Genomic DNA, 18411 nt, shown 5'->3' on the forward strand with positions numbered 1-18411 from the left:
CGCGGGGGATCAGCATGGTTCCCCCTTGCTGATTACAGTTTTTCGGTATCTTCCAGGGTGAAACGGCCCAGGGGATTTTGATCAAAATTCTTGATGTTCTTGCGGCTGACGTTGCGGTACGGGCTGTAAAGATCGATCCAGTTCACATCCGCTTTCGCCATTTTTTGCAGATCGATGTACATCTGCTTGCGCTGGACCATATTCATTTCCACCCGGGCGGCGGCCACCAGGGCCTTCACCTTTTCATTATGATAACGGGTCATATAGTTCATATTGGCGTCATGCCCCAGCACAAAGGTGGTCTTCTGATCGGGATCGAGAATATCGTTGGTCCAGTACATCACCGAAATATCATATTCCCCCGCCACCAGCATGTCCCAGCTCTGGCTGGGATCGACTTTTTGCAGGTCTACCGTCACCCCGGCCTTTGCCAGTTGCTGTTGCAGCAGAATGGCAATCTGTTCATCCACCTCGTCGCCGGCGTTTACCACATATTTCAGCTTAAGGTCCGACGCCCCGGCGTCTTTGAGCATCTGTTTGGCTTTGGCCGGATCATAGGGGCGGCTGAGATTGTCGGCATAATGGTATAGCGCGCCCTCGGGAATATAGGAGTTGGCTATGGTGCCGAAACCGAAGGTGACGGTATCGACAATGGCTTTTTTGTCGATGGCGAAATCCAGCGCCTGACGAACCTCTATCTTGCCCAGCGCGCCGTGCTCATGGTTAATCAGCAGATGGTCCTCGCGGGTTGAGCGATCCAGATGAACGTCCAGATTGGGATCTTTTTGCAGCGACGTAATGCGCGAGAATGGCACCGATAGGGCGGCATCCAGTTCCCCCGCCTGCACCTTCAGCATACGGGTATTGTCATCCGGCAAGGTGAGCCACTCGACGCCATCCAGCTTGACGCGATCCGCCTGCCAAAAGTAGGGATTTTTCACCAGGACCACTTTCTCGCCGCGGTTCCACTCCTTCACGCTGAAAGCCCCCGAGCCGACGGGTTTTTCCGCAAAGGCCTCCTCCCCCATGGATTTGACGATCTTTTCCGGCAGTACCGACACATTGGGCAGGGCCAGCTGCGACAGGAAAGGAGCCGACGGGGTTTTCAGCGTCACCACCAGCGTATGGGGATCCGGCGCTTCGGCTTTGTCGATGATGCTATAGGAATCGCGCCATAACGATCCTTCGTTGTCGCGAATGCGCAGCAGGCTGAATACCGCATCCTGGGCGGTCACCGGCGATCCGTCCGAAAATTTGGCGTCGCGTAGTTTAAAGGTATAGACCTTGCCGTCCGCGGAGATTTCCCAGCTTTGCGCCAGTCCCGGCTCCAGCCGGGTGCCGCTTTTATCCACCCGCACCAGCACATCGAACACATTGGAGAATACCCAGTTATCGGCGTTTTGCGCCGACTTGATGGGATCAAAGGTGGTGCTGTCCTCGCGACGACCGATGGTGAGGACACCGGCGGCTTCGGCCAGCTGGCTTACCGCGCTCAGCGCCAGAAGTACCCCGGCGGCGACGATAGTAAAATGCTTACACTTCATGAATCATTACCTCAGTCAAAAGGAACGGCCGCCTCGCCGGTATTTCTGTCCAGCACACAGGCAAAGGCATGATCGGCAAAATGCCGGGTTTCGGGTGTCGGACCGTGCCGGCACGACGGTCGGGCATAAGGACAGCGGGGATGAAATGCACATCCCGCCGGAATCGCAATGGGGCTCGGCGGTTCGCCGCCGAGGGGCTCCGCCGGCAGCGGCAGATCGGGGTCAATATCCGGGATGGCCGCCACCAGGGCGGCGGTATAGGGATGGCGCGGCAGGCTGAATACCTGTTCGGCGGGCCCCTCCTCCACAATCCGGCCCAGATACATCACCGCCACCCGGTCACACAGGCGGCGGACAATCGCCAGGTCATGGGCGATAAACAAAATCGCCAGCCCCATTTTTTCCCGCAGGTCCATCAGCAAATTAATGATTTGTCCCTGGATGGACACATCCAGCGCGGCGACGCACTCATCCGCCACCATCAGCCGGGGCTCCACGGCCAGGGCGCGGGCGATGCCGGCCCGTTGGCACTGCCCGCCGCTCAGGGCTCCGGGACGGCTGTCCGCCTGTTCGGGGGCCAATCCCACCAGGGCCAGCAGCTCGGATACCCGCGCCGCAACGGCCGTCTCCGGCACCTTGCGGTGAACCCGCAAGACCTCGGCGATGGCCGCGCCAATGGTCTGGCGCGGATTGAGCGAGGCCAAGGGATCCTGGAAAATCATCGCCGTTTGCCGGCGCAGACGCTGTATATCGCTGGTCAAGCCATGGGTGACCTGAAGGCCGTCAAAGCGCACGGCGCCGCCGCTGCTTTTTTCCAGTTGCAGGATGGCACGGCCCAGCGTGCTCTTGCCGCTGCCGGACTCCCCCACCAACCCCAGGGTTTCACCGGGATAAATGCGCAATGAGACGCCGTTTACCGCATGGACCCGCGGCCGGTTCCAGCGCAGCGGATTGCCGCCGGACAGCGGGAAGGACACCTTGAGGTCATCCACCTCCAATAGCGGATAAGGTTTGCCGGTCATCACTTCACTCCTCCCACCGGGTTAACGGATAAAACGGCATATGGCAGGCGGCCTGATGCCCGGCATCGTCCCGCATCGGCAACAGCGGCGGCTGCTCCGTCCGGCAGGCGCTAACGGACCTGGGACAGCGGGGATGGAAACGGCAACCTTGCGGGAAATTGTTTGCCGACGGCGGCTGGCCGACAATGGTATTTAGCCGTCCGTCGCCACCGGTGCCGGTAGGCTGGCAATCAATCAATCCGCGGGTATAGGGATGCAGCGGCCGGCTCAATACCGACCGCTTGGCGCCGACTTCGCACAGCCGGCCGCCATACATCACCGCAATGCGATCGCAGGTCTGGGCGACGATGCCGAGATCGTGGGTGATCATGATAATGGCCAGGCCGAGGCGGTCGCGCAGATCCATCAGCAAGCGCAGAATCTGCACCTGTACCGTCACATCCAGGGCGGTGGTGGGCTCGTCGGCTATGAGGATTTGCGGCTCGCAGGACAATGCAACGGCAATCATCGCCCGCTGACGCATGCCGCCGGAAAATTCATGTGGATAGTGGTTAACCCGCCGCTGCGGATCCGGAATACCCACCTGACGCAATAAATCCACGGCTTTTTCCCGCGACTCGCGGCCGCCGGCGCCAAAAAAGCGTCGGCGGCTTTCGGCGATTTGCTCGCCGATGGTCATCACCGGATTGAGGTGGCTGGCCGGGTTCTGGAAAATCATCCCCAGCCGGTGGCCGCGAACGGCGGACATCCGCCTGTCGTCCAGGGTCATGATATCGGTCTGGCCAAGCCACACCTCGCCGCTTTCCTGAACCAGCCCTTCCCCCGGCAGCAGGCGCAGCAACGCACGGCAGGTAACGGTCTTGCCCGAGCCGCTCTCCCCCACCAGCCCGAGCATCTCGCCGGCGCTGAGATCGAACGATACCCTATCCACCAAACGGATCCCCTGCCTGTTAACCACGGTCAGGTTGCGCACCCGGAGCACCGGCGCCCTCATGGCCGTTCCCCCAGCTTATCGCCCAGTCCGTCCGCCAGCAGGCTAAAGCCCATGGCAAGCAGCACAATGGCCAGCCCGGGGAAAGCGGTAATCCACCAGGCGGTGGTAATGAAGCTTTGTCCTTCGGCGATCATCACCCCCCACTCCGCCACCGGCGGCTGCACGCCCAGACCCAGATAACTCACCGCCGCGCCGTTCAGCAGCACCAGGACGCAATCGGACATGGAAAACACCACGGAGCCGGTTAAGGCGTTGGGCAGCAGATGACGGAACAGGATGCGCCGGTGACTGAAACCGAGGCTGCGGGCCGCCAGCATAAAATCGCTGTGTTTCAGGATCAGTACCTGCGAGCGCACCAGACGGGCATAAGAAACCCAGCCCACCAGCGCCATGGCAATATAAAAGCTGCCCAGTCCGGGGCCGATAATGGCAATGATCGACAACATCAGCACCAGGAAGGGAAACGCCAGCACAATATCGATGATGCGCATGATCAGGGCATCCAGCGGGCCGCCGGCATAACCGGCGACGGCCCCCGCCACCGTACCGATTAAAAACGGGAACAGCACGCCCACCAGGCAGATTTGCAGATCCACCCGCGCCCCCCAGATCACGCGCGCCAGGATATCGCGGCCAAAATTATCGGTGCCGAAGAGATGGGGCCAGCCGGGGGCCAGCAAACGGGCCGCCGGGTCCTGGTATTGCGGATCAAACGGCCCGACCCAGGGAGCCAGTATCGCCAGCAATAGCCAGAATGACAGCATGGCCATACCGACCCGCAGCGCGGTGGGTTTTGACAGCCACCGGCCCGGCAGATGCTGCAACGTCGCGGCAAGCGTCATAATTTCACCCTCGGGTCCAGCGCCACGGTCAGTAAATCCGCCAGCAGATTCACCGCCACGGTGGCCAGGGCAAATACCATCACCACCCCCTGCACGACCATATAATCGCGGCTGAAAATCGCCTTCACCAGCAGCTGTCCCATGCCGGGAATCGCAAATACGCTCTCGATGACCACGGTACTGCCGATAAGCCAGCCGATATTCACCGCCAGCAGGTTTACCGTGGGCACCAGGGAATTGGGCATCACGTGGCGCCAGAAAATCCGCCCCTCTTCCTGACCGCGCGCCCGGGCGGCGGTGACGTAATCCGCTTTCAGCTCCGCCAGCAGGCTGGCGCGCAGATTGCGCGTCAGTACCGCCGACAGGGCTAGCGCCACGGTTAAACAGGGCAAGACCATATGATGAAGTTGTTCGAGCCAGTCGCTGCCGTAACCGGATACCGGAAACCAGCCCAGCGTGACGCTGAACAGTAAAATCAGCATGATGCCGAGCCAGAAAGCCGGAAAACCCAGCCCGGCGGTGGACAGCAGCCGGATCAGCTGATCGGCTGCCTTGCCCCGTTGCCGGGCGGCCGCGGCCGCCAGCGGCACGGTCAGCAACAGCGCCAGCAGCACGCTGCCCAGGATCAGATACAGCGTCGGCTCGATACGGGACAGAATCAGCTTGCCGGTATCGACACGGTAAACAATGGAACGCCCCAATTCTCCCTGCAGCAGGTTTTTCAGGAAATAACCGTATTGCACCCACAGCGGCTGGTCGAGACCGTACTGTGCGCGAATACGGGCGATGGCCGCCGGCGTGCTGCGCACCCCCAGCAGGATCCTGGCGGGGTCGCCCGGAATGGCCCGTACCAGCATGAACGTGACGATGCTGATGCCCAGCAATACCGGTAGCAGTTGCAGCGGACGGAATAGGACAAATCGGTAACGATACATAGGATTGCCCTACTCCCCGCCGCGGTTTTGCTGCCGGCGGAGAAAATCCAGCAACACCGGGTAATAGGCCTGCGGCTCTTCGTAGAACGGCATATGGCTGCTATTGGGGAAAACATGCAGTTCCGCCTGCGGCAAACCCTGTTTCATCCTCATGGCGCAGGCCGGGGTCAATTCGTCGTGCTGGCCGGTGGTTATCAGGCAGGGCACCTTGATGGACGGCAAATCCGCCGTGCGGTTCCAGTCTTTTAGATTGCCGGTATACAGGAATTCATTGGGTCCCTGCATGGCGACATAGGGCGCCATGTTCCAGTCCGACAGCGATCGGGCAACGGGGGCCGGCCACTTATCGAGACGGCAGACGTGGCGATAGTTGAGCAGGGTAATGGCCGCTTGGTAGGCGGGATGTTCCAAGGTGCCCATGGCTTCATGCCTGAGCATCATCGCCACGGTCTCAGGCCCGAGGGAAGCCCGCAGACGATGTAACTCCTGGATGAGATGGGGCATATCCGCCGCGGTATTTTCCAGGATCAGGCTCTTGATTGCTTCGGGATGGTGCAAAACCACCTCAATACCCAGCCAGCCGCCCCATGAGTGACCAAGCAAATGCACCTTGCCCAGATTCAGTGCCTGCATGACGCTGTACACTTCTCGTACGTATCGCGCCATGTCCCACAAAGCCGGTACATCGGGACGATCGGATTGCCCGGTGCCCAATTGATCAAACGCCACCACCCGGTAGCCATGAAATTTCAGGCAGGAATGCGCCTCGCGCAGATAATCGCAGGGCAAGCCGGGGCCACCGTTCAGGCACAGCACCACGTCGTCGCCTTCGCCGAATTCATAAGCCGCCACGTGGTAGCCGTCGACTGCGATCCTATGCTGTTTATCCGGTGCCAGTTCGCGCCACATACTTCCCTCCGGTATGATTTTCGTCGGCCAAAGCCGCGCCGTCCGATGTTTCTTTTACGCTACGCATAAGCCGCCGGGCTGAACAGTTAGTAAAAATGCTAGGTTTCACCGGCGGCCGTGGCACCCTAATTGCATCATGCCCTCTACGGCAATACCGGGTTTGCACGATCCATGCCCGTCTTTTTACTCACGGGTGATTTCGTAAAGGGTGAACCAATGAATATGATATTTGAAAAACCGGGACAAACGGCCCGGCAGCAGGACAGCCTTGATGCCGCCTTCGACGGCTTGTTTGCGCAAAGCGCCCGGCTGGGTATGGAAGCATTGATTTATGATTACACGCCGGTACCGCGCTCGCTGGAAGGGGAACTTATCACGCCGTCGCTGCTGCGTATGAGCAATGTCCCGGCGGATATGGGGCGGTTGTGGTGTGAAAGCGGTTATTACCAGGTGGACCCGGTGCAATTGTATGCGCTGGATACCTGCGCGCCGTTTGTCTGGTCCTATCAGCGCCCCGATCGCACCTCGCTGCGCGGCATCATTAGCGAACGGCACCAGCCGGTGACCCATTACATGTGCGATAACAATATGCCCTGCGGCGCCACGGTGCCGCTGCACCTGCCCCGGGGCGGTTTCGGCACCCTTACCGGCATCGTTGGCCAGGCCGGCCATGAGCGCGATCTGTCCCATGTATTGGCGGATTTAAGCCTGCTGGCGCATACCTTCCAGGAGCAGATTTATCCGCTGTTCGATCAGCAGATCCTGACCTGCCGTTTTGTCAGACTGACCAAACGGGAACGGGAATGCCTGAGCTGGTCAGCGGAGGGATTGACCGCCAAAGAGATCGCCCGCAAACTCTCCCGGTCTATTGCCACCGTTACCTTGCATCTCAATTCGGCGGCACGCAAGCTGGGCGCCGGTAACCGGGTCCAGGCGGTGGTCAGGGCGATGCATTACCGGTTGCTGGACAGCTAACCCCGCCGGCACAACCTAGCATTTTTTCTAGCTATCCCCCGGCGAGCGGGCTGTTTTACCCTAGGTTATCCCCGACCGACAGGTAAAACAGCCATGTACAGCGTCACCGAAGGCTTTGCGCCATTTAGACAATACCAAACCTGGTACCGCATCTGCGGTGATCTCCATAACGGCCAGACTCCGCTGGTGGTGGCCCACGGCGGCCCCGGCTGCACCCATGACTATGTGGATGCCTTCCGCGATATCGCCGGCAGCGGACGGGCGGTTATCCATTACGATCAGTTGGGTAACGGACGTTCCACCCATCTGCCGGGGGCGGATCCCGCCTTTTGGCAAGTCGCGCTGTTTCTGGATGAATTGGATAACCTGCTGGACCATCTGGCCATCAAGGACAACTATGCGTTGCTGGGGCAGTCCTGGGGCGGCATGCTGACGGCGGAACATGCGGTGCGACGTCCGGCCGGGCTGAAAGCGGCCATTATCGCCAACTCGCCGGCGTCGATGGAACTGTGGCTGCAGGCGGCGGCCCGTTTACGCGCCGGGTTGCCCGGCGAGGTTCAGGCCTGTTTATCGGCCCATGAGGCCGCCGGCACCCTGGACAGCGAAGAGTACCGCCAGGCCACCCAGGTATTTTATCAGCGCCACGTTTGCCGCCTGGCCCCCTGGCCCGAAGAGGTGAAACGCACGTTTACCGCCATGGATGAAGATCCTACGGTGTACCATGCCATGAACGGACCGACGGAATTCCATGTCATAGGCACCATGAAGTCCTGGAGCATTATCCCGCGGCTGAACCGGATCCAGGTTCCCACCCTGTTGATATCCGGTCGCTACGACGAGGCGGCGCCGGAAGTGGTGCAGCCCTTTATGGATCATATTGCCGACGCCGAATGGGTCATTTTCGAGCACTCCAGCCACATGCCCCATGTGGAGGAGCGCGCCGCGTGCATGGCGGCGATTAACGGTTTTCTCAGCAGACGCCTGGCGTCCTAACACCAGGCCGGATGTATAGCCGCCCACCGGCGGCGCAAAATATTTACTCCCCCGCCCTACTTTCATCCTGTTCCCCGAAAGCGCATGATATTGCGCGCTGAACGGTGTGGACATCCCCCTTAATCCGGCCGGCAGGCCACAGATCCGGCAAGGCTTGCACAGGTGAGGGCAATCGATTGCGGACGTTCTCCCCGCCCGGTGGGCAGGATAACCTCGCTGCGGGTTTGCCAGGATTGACCTTCGGCGCCGCACCAGATGCGCTGCACCGGCATCCGGTCCTGATGCTCGTTAAGGATAATCACTTCGCCGCTGGCGAGATTTTTCCATAGCGGCGCGGAGATTTTTTTGCCGGCCGCCACCCGGCCCAGATCCAGGGAATACCAGTGGGCGGTGGTAGCCTGGCAATCCAAGGGGGATGTGCCGCCATTGCCGACGGTAAGTGAAAAAGGCAGCAGGCCCTGGGCGCCGCGCTGGCTTTCAGCCGGTTCACCGGCATAGATTGCGGTGGTGAAAAATAAAAAACAGGACAATACTAGCCCCTTTGCTTTCATTGCATCCTCGTGTAAGAACTGGTCTGCCGGACGGAAAGCAACAGGAAAGAGCGTATTCGCTGCGTTGTCAATCATATTATTTATTAAGGAAAAAGCATGATGGTGAAGAGGTGGTTAAAATATGCAACCCTGGCGTCGGCCATGATAGCGGGGTGTCCGGCGACGTTCGCTGCGCAAATCAGTTCCATTGCGATATTAACCCCCGAACCCGGCACCGATTTCGTCTGGAATCAGCAGGGGATCGCCGCCGCCAAGGCGGCGGGCGCCAAAGAGGGCGTAAAAGTCCAGGTGGCGGAGAATCTCGGTTACGGCGATGTGCGGCCCACTCTGCGCGATTTGGCGGATGACGGGGCGCAGCTGATTATCGCCCATGCCAGCGGCTACAACCAGGCGGCGCCGGAAATCGCGGCGCAAACCAAGATTGCGGTGGCGGTGACAGACAGCCCGTCGTCCCTGAAAGCCGGCAAAGTAGCGGACTATACCGTCAGCGGGCAGGAAGGAGCCTATCTGGCCGGCACCCTGGCGGCTAAAATGTCCCGCAGCGGCATTGTCGGCATCGTGGTGTCCGGCGAACCGCCCGCCTGGAACGCTCAGGCCACGGCGTTTATCCTGGGGGCCCGTGCGGCCAGGAAAGACATCAAAATCCGCTATGCGGTCATCGGCCCGGCGGCCTACAGCGATGCCGCCGGCGGCAAGCGGGTCACGGCATCGGTTATTGCCGCCGGAGCGGATATCATCTTCGGCCAAGGCAACGGTTCCAGCTTCGGCATGCTGCAAGCGGTGGAAACCACCCCGGCGGCGGACGGCGGTAAAGTCTATTTCATCGATGTGGTGGGCGATAAATCCAGCATTGATAAAGGCAATCTGCTCAGTTCGGTATTATGGAATTTAACGCCGGTCTTCACCGCCATGATTGAAGACCTCAAGCAGGATAAATTCGGCACCCACAACTATAAAACCTCCCTGGCGGACGGCTCTATCAGTCTGTTGAAAACCAAACATATCCCCGAGGACATCTGGCAAAGCGTCAATCAGGTGCGCGACGAGATAATCAGCGGGAAAATCACCGTACCGGCGGATTACGACGCTAAAACGCTACACGACCTGCTGGCGGCAAAAAGCGAATAGCCCTGTTGCGGAACGTGCCATCCGCCGCGCTCCGGCCAATTAACAAAAGAGAGCATGATGAGCCAGAACCTGCCGGCAACGGCATCTCCCGTTGTGACCGTCCATCGGCTCACCAAGCGATTCCCCGGTATCGTCGCCAATGATGGCATCGATTTGGCGTTATGGGCCGGGGAAGTGCACGTGCTGCTGGGAGAGAACGGCGCCGGCAAATCCACCCTGGTGGCGATGCTGGCCGGTTTGCAACGGCCGGATGAGGGCCATATCGCCGTTAATGGCCGGAAAGAAGTCCTACACTCCCCGCGCCGGGCGCTGGCGCTGGGGATCGGCACGGTATTTCAGCATACCATGATGGTGCCCGGTTTAAGCGTGGTGGACAACATTGCCCTGGGCGATCCCTGGTGGCGGCGGCCGGCCCGCGGTTTTTACGCCGGCCGGGTCGGGCAGATAGCCCGGGATATCGGGGTGCGGGTAAACCCGTTCGCCCTGGCGGGGTCGCTGTCGCTGGGAGAGCAGCAGCAGGCGGAGATCGTCCGCTCCGTGCTGCGGGGCAGTCGGGTACTGATACTGGATGAGGCCACCGCCATGCTGACGCCGAAGAACGCCGATGAACTGGGTCAACTGATGCGGCGGCTGGTGGCGCAGGGTCTGGCGGTGGTGTTTATTACCCATAAGCTTAACGAGGCCCTGGCCTGGGGCGACCGGATATCGGTGCTGCGCCGGGGACGCAAGGTGGGAGAAATCCCGCCTCAGCGCCTGAAAAACCTGCCCCCGCAACAGGTCACCGGCGAAGTGATGCAACTGATGTTCAATTTATCCGCCGATGACGGCGACACTACCCCTGTTGGTTCTCCCTCGAGTACCGGGAACGGTGCAATCCTTGACGGCTCCTCGGCAAATGAGATGCCGACTGCTGCAAGCCGCCTCGCGGCCATCGGGAACGATGATACCGCTTACGACGCGCGCGCCGGGAAAAATGCCGATACCAAGGACACATTCGACGTCCATGTCGCCGCCGGGCCGGTGCTTGCAGTCCAGGCACTGGCGGTGAACGATGCGTTGGTTCCCCTGAGGGACATTAATCTTGAGGTGGCCGCCGGGGAAATCGTCGGCATTGCCGGTATTGACGGCAACGGACAAAAACAGCTGGCGGAGGCGCTGGCGGGTCAGCGCCCTGGCCGGCGGCCGGATTTTGCTGGCGGGGAAGCCATTGAACAGCTAAGCATCGGCCAGCGGCGCAAGCTCGGCCTGCGATATGTCACCGACGATCGGCTGGGTGAAGGCACCGTGGGGTGTTCCCGGTGTCTATCAACCTGCTGTTGAAACAAATAGGCGAAGCGCCTTTCTGGCGACGGGGCATTGAACAGCCGGAGGACATAGCCCGCCATGCTCGTGAGCGTATTGCCGAATATGATATCCGCACCCCGGGAGTTGATACCCCATCGGCAAATTATCCGGCGGCAATATTCAGAAAGCGCTGCTGGCCCGGGAACTCGGCGGCCCGGCCCGGATGGTAATATTTGCCAAACCCACCCACGGACTGGACGTACGGAATATGACGGCGGTCCGCGAGCGGATACGCCGGTCGGCCCGCGCCGGAATGGCGGTCATTCTGATCTCCACCGATATGGAGGAGTTACTGGGGCTGGCGGACCGCATCGGGGTGATGTCCGGCGGCAGAATTGTCGGCATGGTGGCCAAGGGACCCCGCGCCCGCAGCCAAATCGGCGAACTGATGAGCGGAATAACGCTATGAGCGGCCAATCCGAAGGTGCTCGTGCGCTGTCCCGCCGCGGGCCGGCGCTGGCCCGGTTGAAAAATGTCTTGGCCCAGGTCGGCTGGTCTGTGGGACCGGTCATTATCGCCCTGCTGATCACCGGCGGCCTGCTGCTGCTCATGGGCGTCAATCCCCTGGAGTATTATGGTTTTATCCTGCGCAAAGGGCTGCTGACCCCGGTGGGATTCCAGGCCACGCTGACCCGCATGGGGCCGCTGCTGCTGATCGGCGCCAGCCTGATTGTCGCGTTTCGCGCCGGATTGTGGAACCTCGGCGGCGACGGGCAGTTTTTATTGGGAGCGGTTCTGGCCTCGGCGCTGGCGGCGCCACTTGATAGCCTCGGCTCGCCGGTCTGGCTGACATTGACAGCGGGGCTGGCGGTAGGAGCGGTGATGGGGGCGCTGTGGTCGTTATTGCCCGCCATGCTCAAAGCCTGGCAGGATATTAACGAAATCATCACCAGCCTGATGATGTCATTTTTAGGCGTTTCCCTGGCGAACGTGCTGGTGAAACTGGTGTTTTTCGATGCCGGCACCACGGTGCCGGAGACCCGAACCCTGCCCTACGGGCATCGTCTGCCGCCTTTATTCGGCACGGACATTTCCAGCGGCCTGCTTATCGGTCTGGCGGCGGTTATCGCGGTACACGCCCTGATGAGCCGCACCGCGTTCGGTTTACAGCTGCGCACTATCGGCGCCAATCCTCGGGCGGCGAAACATGCGGGCTTGCCGCTGGGGCTTCTGACCATGGCGGTGTTCGCCCTGTCAAGCGCCCTGGCCGGCCTGGCGGGGGCGGTGGAAGTGCTGGGCATCGAGGGCAATGTGCGGGCGGACTGGAACCCGGCTTACAGTCTGGTGGTGGTACCGCTGGTATTTCTGGCCCGGTTCAACGGTTACGGCACCATCGCCTTTGTGTTTGTTTTTTCGGTGCTGTCTATCGGCAGCGAGAGCGCGGCGCGCCGGATGGGCGTACCCAACCATTTTACCCTGGTGACGGTCGCCATCCTGCTGTTCGTGTTCGCTCTGCTGGAGATGGCGGCGCAGCGGCGGCGCGACAGGGACGGGAGTCTGTGATGGATCTACTGAGTCAGGGGTTTTGGAGTTCACTGCTGCTGGGGGCCATTGTCGCCGGCGTGCCGCTGCTGCTGGCGGGGCTGGGGGAACAGTTGTCCGAAAAGGCCGGGGTGCTGAATATCGGCCTGGAAGGCATGATGCTTACCGGCGCGTACCTGGGGTTTTATATTGCCTGGCATACCCAGTCCATGAGCCTGGGTCTGCTGGCGGGCGCCCTGGGCGGTATGGGCGTCGCCGCGTTGATGTCCCTGTGCTGCGTCTGGCTGCGCCTTAATCAGATTGTGATCGGCATCGCCCTCACCCTGGGGGCCGAAGGGGCCACGGCCCTGCTGCAATATATCCAGTTCAGCCGCACCTATCCGCGGCTGGGAAGCGTCGATACCCTGCCCCTGCCCCTGCTATCCCATATTCCCTTTATCGGCCGGATACTCTTCAATCAGCCGCCCATTGTCTACCTGGCCATCGCCGCCGTGGCGCTGTTCGCCCTGATCTACCGTTATACCAACCTGGGATTGTCCCTGCAGGCCGCCGGCGAAAAACCCGTCGCCCTGGATGCCGCCGGGGTGGATGTGCTATGGATCCGCACGCTGGCGGTGCTCACCACCGGCCTGCTGGCGGGCGCGGGCGGCGCGTTTATGTCGCAAATCGGGGCGGGGATATTTGTGCCTTACATGACGCAGGGCAACGGTTTTATCGCCATCGTGCTGGCGATGCTGGCGCGCGGCAGGCCGTTATGGGTGCTGGGAGGGGCATTATTATTCGGCGCCTGTTTATCCCTCACCACCGCCCTGCAGGTCCTGGGCGTGGCGGTGCCCACCGATGTTATCCAGATGCTGCCGTTTATTGCGGTGATGCTGGTACTGTTAATCTTCGGACGACGGGCCAATCTGCCCAGCGCGCTGGGTACTCCGTATATCCGTGGATCTCGCTGAGGCAAGGGGAGTTGCGGGCACTGAGACGCCGTATTCATTGCAGGGTCGCGGCTCGGTTTTTCACCGTACATTGTCTGCCGCAATTTAATTTACCGCGATGTATTGTCCTGCGCCAGGCGGGATAACGTCTCATTAATCGTGGCGGTCATGGCATCAAGGGTTTTGGTCAGGCTCCCCAATCCATTCACATGCACCAGGCAAAGGCTTATCGGCTGCAAAAAATCCTGCACATCAACGATACTGACCTCGTATTTGCCTGTCCCATGGTAAAGAAATTCCCGCGATATCAGGCCCAGCCCCAGGCCGGAGGCGATAAAACGCAGCTGTTCGTCAATGCTCTGCGATTCGACGCAGATACGCATATCAACGCCGCGGCTATGCATCTCGCGGACAAACGCATCCCGGTAGCCGCAGCCTTTGGCGTTCAAGATCCAATTTTGTCCGCTCAGCCCGGCCAGGGTGGCTGAACCGGTAAAGGCCGGGGCTTTCCTGCTTTGAATAACCACGGCATGCAGGGTGGCCAGGGATCGGACCTCAAGGTAAGCGGGAGGGCGGACACCGGCGGCGAACATCACCACAGCGGCGTCCACCTGGGCGGCATCGATTTTCTGCAGCAGGCCGGCGGTCCAGTCAGAACACAATTGCACATCAAGGGCGGGAAATTCGGTTTTTAATCGGGTCAATAACGACAGCGAAACCACATCGCCGATGGCGTGAGTCACACCGAGCCGCAATGTGCCGGTTGGCTCGCTCTCCACGTTGGCCAGCGCAAACAGCTCCTCGGCGTTACGCAACAGTTCCCATGATCTGGCATGGATACGATGAGCCGACGGTGTCGGTTTAAGGGGCTTGCTTGACCGATCGAATAATGCGCCGCCGAGCGTGACTTCCAATTGTTGAATGCGCCGCGACACGGCGGACTGTGTCAGCGACAGCTTATCCGCCGCCTTACTTAACGACTGCCCTTCGAATACCGCTAAAAACGCCCTCAAGCCATCAATCATTATGCTTATCTCGAATATTAGAGATGAAAATCTTACGCTTGATTCATATTAGTATCAACCTTACCTTGAATGGGCGACGTTTGACGCTGCCTGGGGGTGCAAATAGACCCTCTTTAACAATACGGATTCATAACGGTTTTCAGCCATTCCTTAGGACACAATAGTATGCCGACTCAGACGATGTCCCATACCCCCGGCCGAAAAACCATCGGGGGTTACATATTTTCAGGCTTATGCGCCAGTTTGGTGAGCATCGGACTAGCCCGTTTCGGCTACGCGCCGCTGCTTCCGGTCCTTATCCAGCAGCATTGGTTTCCCGCCGGAGACGCCGCTTACCTCGGCGCCGCGAATTTGGCCGGTTATTTATTGGGCGCGCTGGCGGCCCATCGATTGATCGGCCATGTGTCCAATGTCACCGCGCTGCGCCTGATGATGGTGTTGGCCACGGTTGCATTCCTGGCCTGCGGGTTTCCGGTATCGGTGGCGTGGTTTTTTGGCTGGCGGCTTCTGTCGGGCGTCGCCGGCGGCATCATTATGATACTGGTGACCGCCACCATACTTCCTCATGTCCCCGGCACGCGCAAGGGATTGGCAAGCGGCGGGATTTTTCTCGGGATGGGACTCGGCATCGCCGGCTCCAGCACCCTGATTCCGTTTTTACTGCACATGGGATTACGGGAAGCCTGGTTCGGACTGGCGGCGCTGTCCGCGCTGTTTACCGCGGCGAGCTGGTTCGGCTGGCCGCCCTCGTCGCCGCTGACCTTAAACAGTTCGGGGAAGAACGCCAAGACTCACGGCCCGCATCGTTCCAACGCCGCTTTTCGCCTGTTCTACCTGGAAACCGCATTAATGGCCGCCAGCCTGGTTCCGGGGACGGTATTTCTGGTGGATTTCATCACGCGGGAACTGGGCGCCGGGGCCGGGGCGGGAGCTCGTTTCTGGATGTTATATGGCGTCGGCGCAATTTTCGGTCCGCCGTTGTACGGAGTACTCGCCGACCGTATGGGGATCCGTATATTTACCCGGCTGGTTTTGCTGCTTCAGGGGCTGGCTGCCGGCTGCCTTTACCATACCGGCAGCTATACGGTGATTGCCTTATCAACCCTGGTCATCGGCAGCTTCGCCACCGGCGTGGTGCCGGTATTTCTGGCCAGGACGCACGATTTGATCCCCCACGACACCGGAACGCAAAATGTCGTCTGGGCCCGGGTGACCATTGTCACCGCAGCATCCATGGCCGCTGCCGGCTACGCCTGCTCGGGGATCCTCAGCATCTCCGGAGACAACCATCGGCTGCTGTTCCTGAGCGCCGCCATCACGCTGCTGCTGGCGTTGGTCATCGGCCCGCTGGTGAAAAGCCTCAGGCTCATTCCGTTGCTATTTCCGTTTTAGCGGCTTGATAAGCCCCTCCAGCCCCTCGATTTTAATCGCCAGGGTGATGGACATCAGCTCACCCAGCCGGCCGGCGGGAAATTCGCCCTGCCGGGCGAACCACAGCAGGTACGGCTCGGGCAAATCGATAAGCGCCCGGCCCTGGTATTTACCGAAGGGCATTTCGGTATTGGCAATGGCGACCAGATCTTCTTTTTCCATTTTCCCCTCCCGGCACCGCGTTATTCACCCAACAGGCGCATCATTTCCGCTTCATCGATAACCTTGATATTCAACTGCTGGGCCTTGGTCAGCTTGGAGCCGGCCGCTTCCCCGGCAATCACCAGATTGGTTTTCGCCGAGACGCTGCCGCTGACCTTCGCCCCCAGGGCCACCAGGCGATCCTTGGCCTCATCCCGCGACAGGCCGGATAACGACCCGGTCAATACCACGGTTTTGCCGGCAAAAGGATGGTCGATGTCCCCGGCCGCAGGGGCCATCACCGGCGCCGGCCAGTGAATGCCGATCTCCGGCCCGATAAGCTCGGCGATAACGTCCAGATTATGCTGCTCTTCAAAGAAATTACGCACATGAGCCGCCACTATCGGGCCGATATCCTGCACCGCCACCAGGTCTTCGATGTCAGCGGCATACAGTGCGTCCAGGGTTTTAAACTCCGCCGCCAGGCTTACCGCCGTGGCTTCCCCTACTTCGCGAATCCCCAGCGCGTAAAGGAAACGGGCAAAGGTGGTCTGTTTTGCGGTTTCCAGGGCTTCCACCAGGTTTTGCGCCGACTTGGGACCCATGCGTTCCAGGCGCGCCAGGCTCTCTTTTCCAAGACGGAACAGATCGGCGGGGGTTTTTACCAGTTCGCGCTCCACCAGCTGTTCGATGATTTTATCCCCCATACCGTCCACATCAAGGGCCCGGCGTGAAACAAAATGCTTCAGCGACTCTTTACGCTGGGCCCCGCAGACCAGGCCGGCGGTACAGCGCGCCGCCGCTTCCCCCTCCACCCGTTCCACGTCGGAGCCGCACACCGGGCAGTGGGTGGGGAATACCACCGGCCGGGCATCCGCCGGCCGCCGGTCCAGCACCACACCCACCACCTGCGGAATAACGTCCCCGGCGCGGCGGATTATCACGGTATCGCCGATACGTACCCCCAAGCGCTCGATTTCATCGGCGTTATGCAAGGTGGCGTTGCTGACCATGGCCCCGGACACCAGCACCGGCTCCAGACGAGCCACCGGCGTGATGGCGCCGGTACGGCCCACCTGGAACTCCACATCCCGCACCCGGGTCATTTGCTCCTGGGCCGGGAATTTATAGGCGATGGCCCAGCGCGGCGCGCGGGCGACGAACCCCAGGCGCTGCTGCAGGGCCATGGAATCCACTTTAATCACCACGCCGTCGATATCAAAACCCAGCGACGACCGTTCTGCCTGAATCCGGCGATAGAAATCCAGTACCTGCCCGCTGCCGGTGCAGCGCTCGATACGATTGCTCACCGGTACGCCCCAGGTCTTGAACAGCTGCAAACGCTCCCAGTGGCTGCCCGGCAGTTCGCCCTCTTCAAGCAGGCCGACGCCATAACAGAAAAATGTCAGCGGGCGTTTAGCGGTAATGGACGGATCAAGCTGTCGCAGGGAACCGGCGGCGGCGTTACGGGGGTTGGCGAAGACTTTTCCCCCCTCCCGAGCGGCGGTCTCATTGAGCTTACGAAAACCGTCTTCGGACATGAATACTTCACCGCGGATTTCCAGGCGGCGGGGAATGGCTCCGTTGCCGTCTCGCAAACGCAGCGGGATGGTGCGGATAGTGCGGACGTTGGAGGTGATATCCTCGCCGGTGGTGCCATCGCCCCGCGTTGCGGCGCGTACCAGCTCACCGTTTTCATACAGCAGGCTCACCGCCAGGCCGTCCAGTTTCAGTTCACAGCAAAACGTCAGATCGTCATCGCTTCTCAGGCGATCCATCACCCGTTTGTTAAAGGCCAGAAAGCTCTCTTCGTCGAACACATTATCCAGGGAGAGCATCGGCACTTCATGGCGGACCTGGCTGAAAGCGGTAAGCGGCGCTCCGCCGACCCGTTGAGTGGGGGAATCGGCAGTGAGAAACTCCGGATGCTGGGTTTCAAGCTCGCGTAATTCCGCCATCAGCCGATCGTATTCCGCATCCGGCACTTCCGGTGCATCCAGGACATGGTACTGATATTCATGATGACGCAGCTGGGCGCGCAGCGCGTTGATTTTTTGGTCGATCTGTTCCATAGCTCACCGTCAGCGAAAAAAACCCCCGCAAGCGGGGGTTATTATGACCGAATCGTTAAAACGTAAAAACCGGCTCGAAAACCTCTTAACC

19 protein-coding genes are annotated in these 18411 nt (G+C 60.4%); 9 read left to right on the forward strand and 10 right to left on the reverse strand.

The genetic code is table 11. The features are described 5' to 3' along the window. Positions 1-32: 32 nt before the first annotated feature. From GTU79_RS20020 to GTU79_RS20045, 6 genes are read right to left on the reverse strand one after another with little or no spacing between them, the layout of a single operon-like run. A complete protein-coding gene (locus GTU79_RS20020) occupies positions 33-1544 on the reverse strand; it encodes an ABC transporter substrate-binding protein (protein WP_214513306.1) in 1512 nt (503 codons plus the stop codon). Positions 1545-1555: 11 nt separating this feature from the next. Next, positions 1556-2566 (reverse strand): ABC transporter ATP-binding protein, encoded by a 1011-nt coding sequence (locus GTU79_RS20025; RefSeq protein WP_132927063.1) that lies wholly within the window; start codon positions 2564-2566, stop codon positions 1556-1558. A gap of 4 nt (positions 2567-2570) precedes the next feature. Further along, a complete protein-coding gene (locus GTU79_RS20030) occupies positions 2571-3560 on the reverse strand; it encodes an ABC transporter ATP-binding protein (protein ID WP_203523626.1) in 990 nt (329 codons plus the stop codon). Then, positions 3557-4402: an ABC transporter permease gene (locus GTU79_RS20035; protein ID WP_132927059.1), complete on the reverse strand. Its 846-nt coding sequence runs from the start codon at positions 4400-4402 to the stop codon at positions 3557-3559. Before GTU79_RS20035 ends, GTU79_RS20030 begins: the two co-directional genes overlap by 4 nt. Then, a complete protein-coding gene (locus tag GTU79_RS20040) occupies positions 4399-5337 on the reverse strand; it encodes an ABC transporter permease (RefSeq protein WP_132927057.1) in 939 nt (312 codons plus the stop codon). The genes GTU79_RS20035 and GTU79_RS20040 overlap by 4 nt, the downstream gene beginning before the upstream one ends. 9 nt (positions 5338-5346) lie before the next feature. Continuing rightward, a complete protein-coding gene (locus GTU79_RS20045; protein WP_203523627.1) occupies positions 5347-6246 on the reverse strand; it encodes a proline iminopeptidase-family hydrolase in 900 nt (299 codons plus the stop codon). Between the two features lie 216 nt (positions 6247-6462). Here GTU79_RS20045 and GTU79_RS20050 point away from each other — a divergent pair, with 216 nt between their 5' ends. Beyond that, positions 6463-7221 (forward strand): LuxR family transcriptional regulator, encoded by a 759-nt coding sequence (locus tag GTU79_RS20050; protein WP_132927053.1) that lies wholly within the window; start codon positions 6463-6465, stop codon positions 7219-7221. A gap of 93 nt (positions 7222-7314) precedes the next feature. Continuing rightward, positions 7315-8214 carry a proline iminopeptidase-family hydrolase gene (locus GTU79_RS20055; protein ID WP_203523628.1) on the forward strand — a complete coding sequence of 300 codons (900 nt, stop codon included), beginning with the start codon at positions 7315-7317 and terminating at the stop codon, positions 8212-8214. Positions 8215-8333: 119 nt separating this feature from the next. On the opposite strand, the gene GTU79_RS20060 is transcribed toward GTU79_RS20055, so the two are convergent. Next, a complete protein-coding gene (locus GTU79_RS20060; protein ID WP_132927049.1) occupies positions 8334-8744 on the reverse strand; it encodes a hypothetical protein in 411 nt (136 codons plus the stop codon). 117 nt (positions 8745-8861) lie between these two features. Here GTU79_RS20060 and GTU79_RS20065 point away from each other — a divergent pair, with 117 nt between their 5' ends. The 6 genes from GTU79_RS20065 to GTU79_RS20090 are packed head-to-tail and all read left to right on the forward strand — an operon-like array spanning position 8862 to position 13672. After that, entirely contained in the window at positions 8862-9893 is a 1032-nt protein-coding gene (locus GTU79_RS20065; protein WP_253073378.1) for a putative B6 ABC transporter substrate-binding protein, read from the forward strand. 54 nt (positions 9894-9947) lie between these two features. Next, entirely contained in the window at positions 9948-11213 is a 1266-nt protein-coding gene (locus GTU79_RS30700; protein ID WP_253073379.1) for an ATP-binding cassette domain-containing protein, read from the forward strand. After that, positions 11192-11407: a hypothetical protein gene (locus GTU79_RS20075; RefSeq protein WP_214513307.1), complete on the forward strand. Its 216-nt coding sequence runs from the start codon at positions 11192-11194 to the stop codon at positions 11405-11407. Before GTU79_RS30700 ends, GTU79_RS20075 begins: the two co-directional genes overlap by 22 nt. Next, a complete protein-coding gene (locus tag GTU79_RS20080; RefSeq protein WP_214513308.1) occupies positions 11401-11646 on the forward strand; it encodes a hypothetical protein in 246 nt (81 codons plus the stop codon). Before GTU79_RS20075 ends, GTU79_RS20080 begins: the two co-directional genes overlap by 7 nt. Beyond that, on the forward strand, positions 11643-12740 hold the full coding sequence (locus tag GTU79_RS20085) for a putative B6 ABC transporter permease subunit 2 (protein ID WP_203523629.1): 1098 nt from the start codon (positions 11643-11645) through the stop codon (positions 12738-12740). Before GTU79_RS20080 ends, GTU79_RS20085 begins: the two co-directional genes overlap by 4 nt. Next, positions 12740-13672, forward strand: a complete 933-nt coding sequence (locus GTU79_RS20090) for a putative B6 ABC transporter permease subunit 1 (RefSeq protein ID WP_203523630.1) — start codon at positions 12740-12742, stop codon at positions 13670-13672. The genes GTU79_RS20085 and GTU79_RS20090 overlap by 1 nt, the downstream gene beginning before the upstream one ends. A gap of 89 nt (positions 13673-13761) precedes the next feature. On the opposite strand, the gene GTU79_RS20095 is transcribed toward GTU79_RS20090, so the two are convergent. Next, positions 13762-14676: a LysR family transcriptional regulator gene (locus tag GTU79_RS20095; protein WP_214513309.1), complete on the reverse strand. Its 915-nt coding sequence runs from the start codon at positions 14674-14676 to the stop codon at positions 13762-13764. A 165-nt stretch (positions 14677-14841) separates the two neighbouring features. On the opposite strand from GTU79_RS20095, the gene GTU79_RS20100 reads away from it, so the two are divergent. Beyond that, positions 14842-16068 (forward strand): YbfB/YjiJ family MFS transporter, encoded by a 1227-nt coding sequence (locus tag GTU79_RS20100; protein WP_214513310.1) that lies wholly within the window; start codon positions 14842-14844, stop codon positions 16066-16068. Here the strand turns inward: GTU79_RS20100 and GTU79_RS20105 are convergent. After that, entirely contained in the window at positions 16054-16269 is a 216-nt protein-coding gene (locus GTU79_RS20105) for a DUF3820 family protein (protein ID WP_132927044.1), read from the reverse strand. The genes GTU79_RS20100 and GTU79_RS20105 overlap by 15 nt on opposite strands. A 20-nt stretch (positions 16270-16289) precedes the next feature. Next, on the reverse strand, positions 16290-18320 hold the full coding sequence (ligA, locus tag GTU79_RS20110) for an NAD-dependent DNA ligase LigA (RefSeq protein WP_203523633.1): 2031 nt from the start codon (positions 18318-18320) through the stop codon (positions 16290-16292). Positions 18321-18411: the final 91 nt, after the last annotated feature.

Source organism: Sodalis ligni (genome assembly GCF_016865525.2).
GTDB classification, from domain to species: Bacteria; Pseudomonadota; Gammaproteobacteria; order Enterobacterales; family Enterobacteriaceae; genus Acerihabitans; species Acerihabitans ligni.

Excerpts from the sequence above, each read along its gene's own strand:
- GTU79_RS20020 (WP_214513306.1), bottom strand. The coding sequence starts at position 1,544 with ATGAAGTGTAAGCATTTTACTATCGTCGCCGCCGGGGTACTTCTGGCG.
- GTU79_RS20025 (WP_132927063.1), bottom strand. The coding sequence starts at position 2,566 with ATGACCGGCAAACCTTATCCGCTATTGGAGGTGGATGACCTCAAGGTG.
- GTU79_RS20030 (WP_203523626.1), bottom strand. The coding sequence starts at position 3,560 with ATGAGGGCGCCGGTGCTCCGGGTGCGCAACCTGACCGTGGTTAACAGG.
- GTU79_RS20035 (WP_132927059.1), bottom strand. The coding sequence starts at position 4,402 with ATGACGCTTGCCGCGACGTTGCAGCATCTGCCGGGCCGGTGGCTGTCA.
- GTU79_RS20040 (WP_132927057.1), bottom strand. The coding sequence starts at position 5,337 with ATGTATCGTTACCGATTTGTCCTATTCCGTCCGCTGCAACTGCTACCG.
- GTU79_RS20045 (WP_203523627.1), bottom strand. The coding sequence starts at position 6,246 with ATGTGGCGCGAACTGGCACCGGATAAACAGCATAGGATCGCAGTCGAC.
- GTU79_RS20050 (WP_132927053.1), top strand. The coding sequence starts at position 6,463 with ATGAATATGATATTTGAAAAACCGGGACAAACGGCCCGGCAGCAGGAC.
- GTU79_RS20055 (WP_203523628.1), top strand. The coding sequence starts at position 7,315 with ATGTACAGCGTCACCGAAGGCTTTGCGCCATTTAGACAATACCAAACC.
- GTU79_RS20065 (WP_253073378.1), top strand. The coding sequence starts at position 8,862 with ATGATGGTGAAGAGGTGGTTAAAATATGCAACCCTGGCGTCGGCCATG.
- GTU79_RS30700 (WP_253073379.1), top strand. The coding sequence starts at position 9,948 with ATGATGAGCCAGAACCTGCCGGCAACGGCATCTCCCGTTGTGACCGTC.
- GTU79_RS20080 (WP_214513308.1), top strand. The coding sequence starts at position 11,401 with ATGGTAATATTTGCCAAACCCACCCACGGACTGGACGTACGGAATATG.
- GTU79_RS20085 (WP_203523629.1), top strand. The coding sequence starts at position 11,643 with ATGAGCGGCCAATCCGAAGGTGCTCGTGCGCTGTCCCGCCGCGGGCCG.
- GTU79_RS20090 (WP_203523630.1), top strand. The coding sequence starts at position 12,740 with ATGGATCTACTGAGTCAGGGGTTTTGGAGTTCACTGCTGCTGGGGGCC.
- GTU79_RS20095 (WP_214513309.1), bottom strand. The coding sequence starts at position 14,676 with ATGATTGATGGCTTGAGGGCGTTTTTAGCGGTATTCGAAGGGCAGTCG.
- GTU79_RS20100 (WP_214513310.1), top strand. The coding sequence starts at position 14,842 with ATGCCGACTCAGACGATGTCCCATACCCCCGGCCGAAAAACCATCGGG.
- GTU79_RS20105 (WP_132927044.1), bottom strand. The coding sequence starts at position 16,269 with ATGGAAAAAGAAGATCTGGTCGCCATTGCCAATACCGAAATGCCCTTC.
- ligA (WP_203523633.1), bottom strand. The coding sequence starts at position 18,320 with ATGGAACAGATCGACCAAAAAATCAACGCGCTGCGCGCCCAGCTGCGT.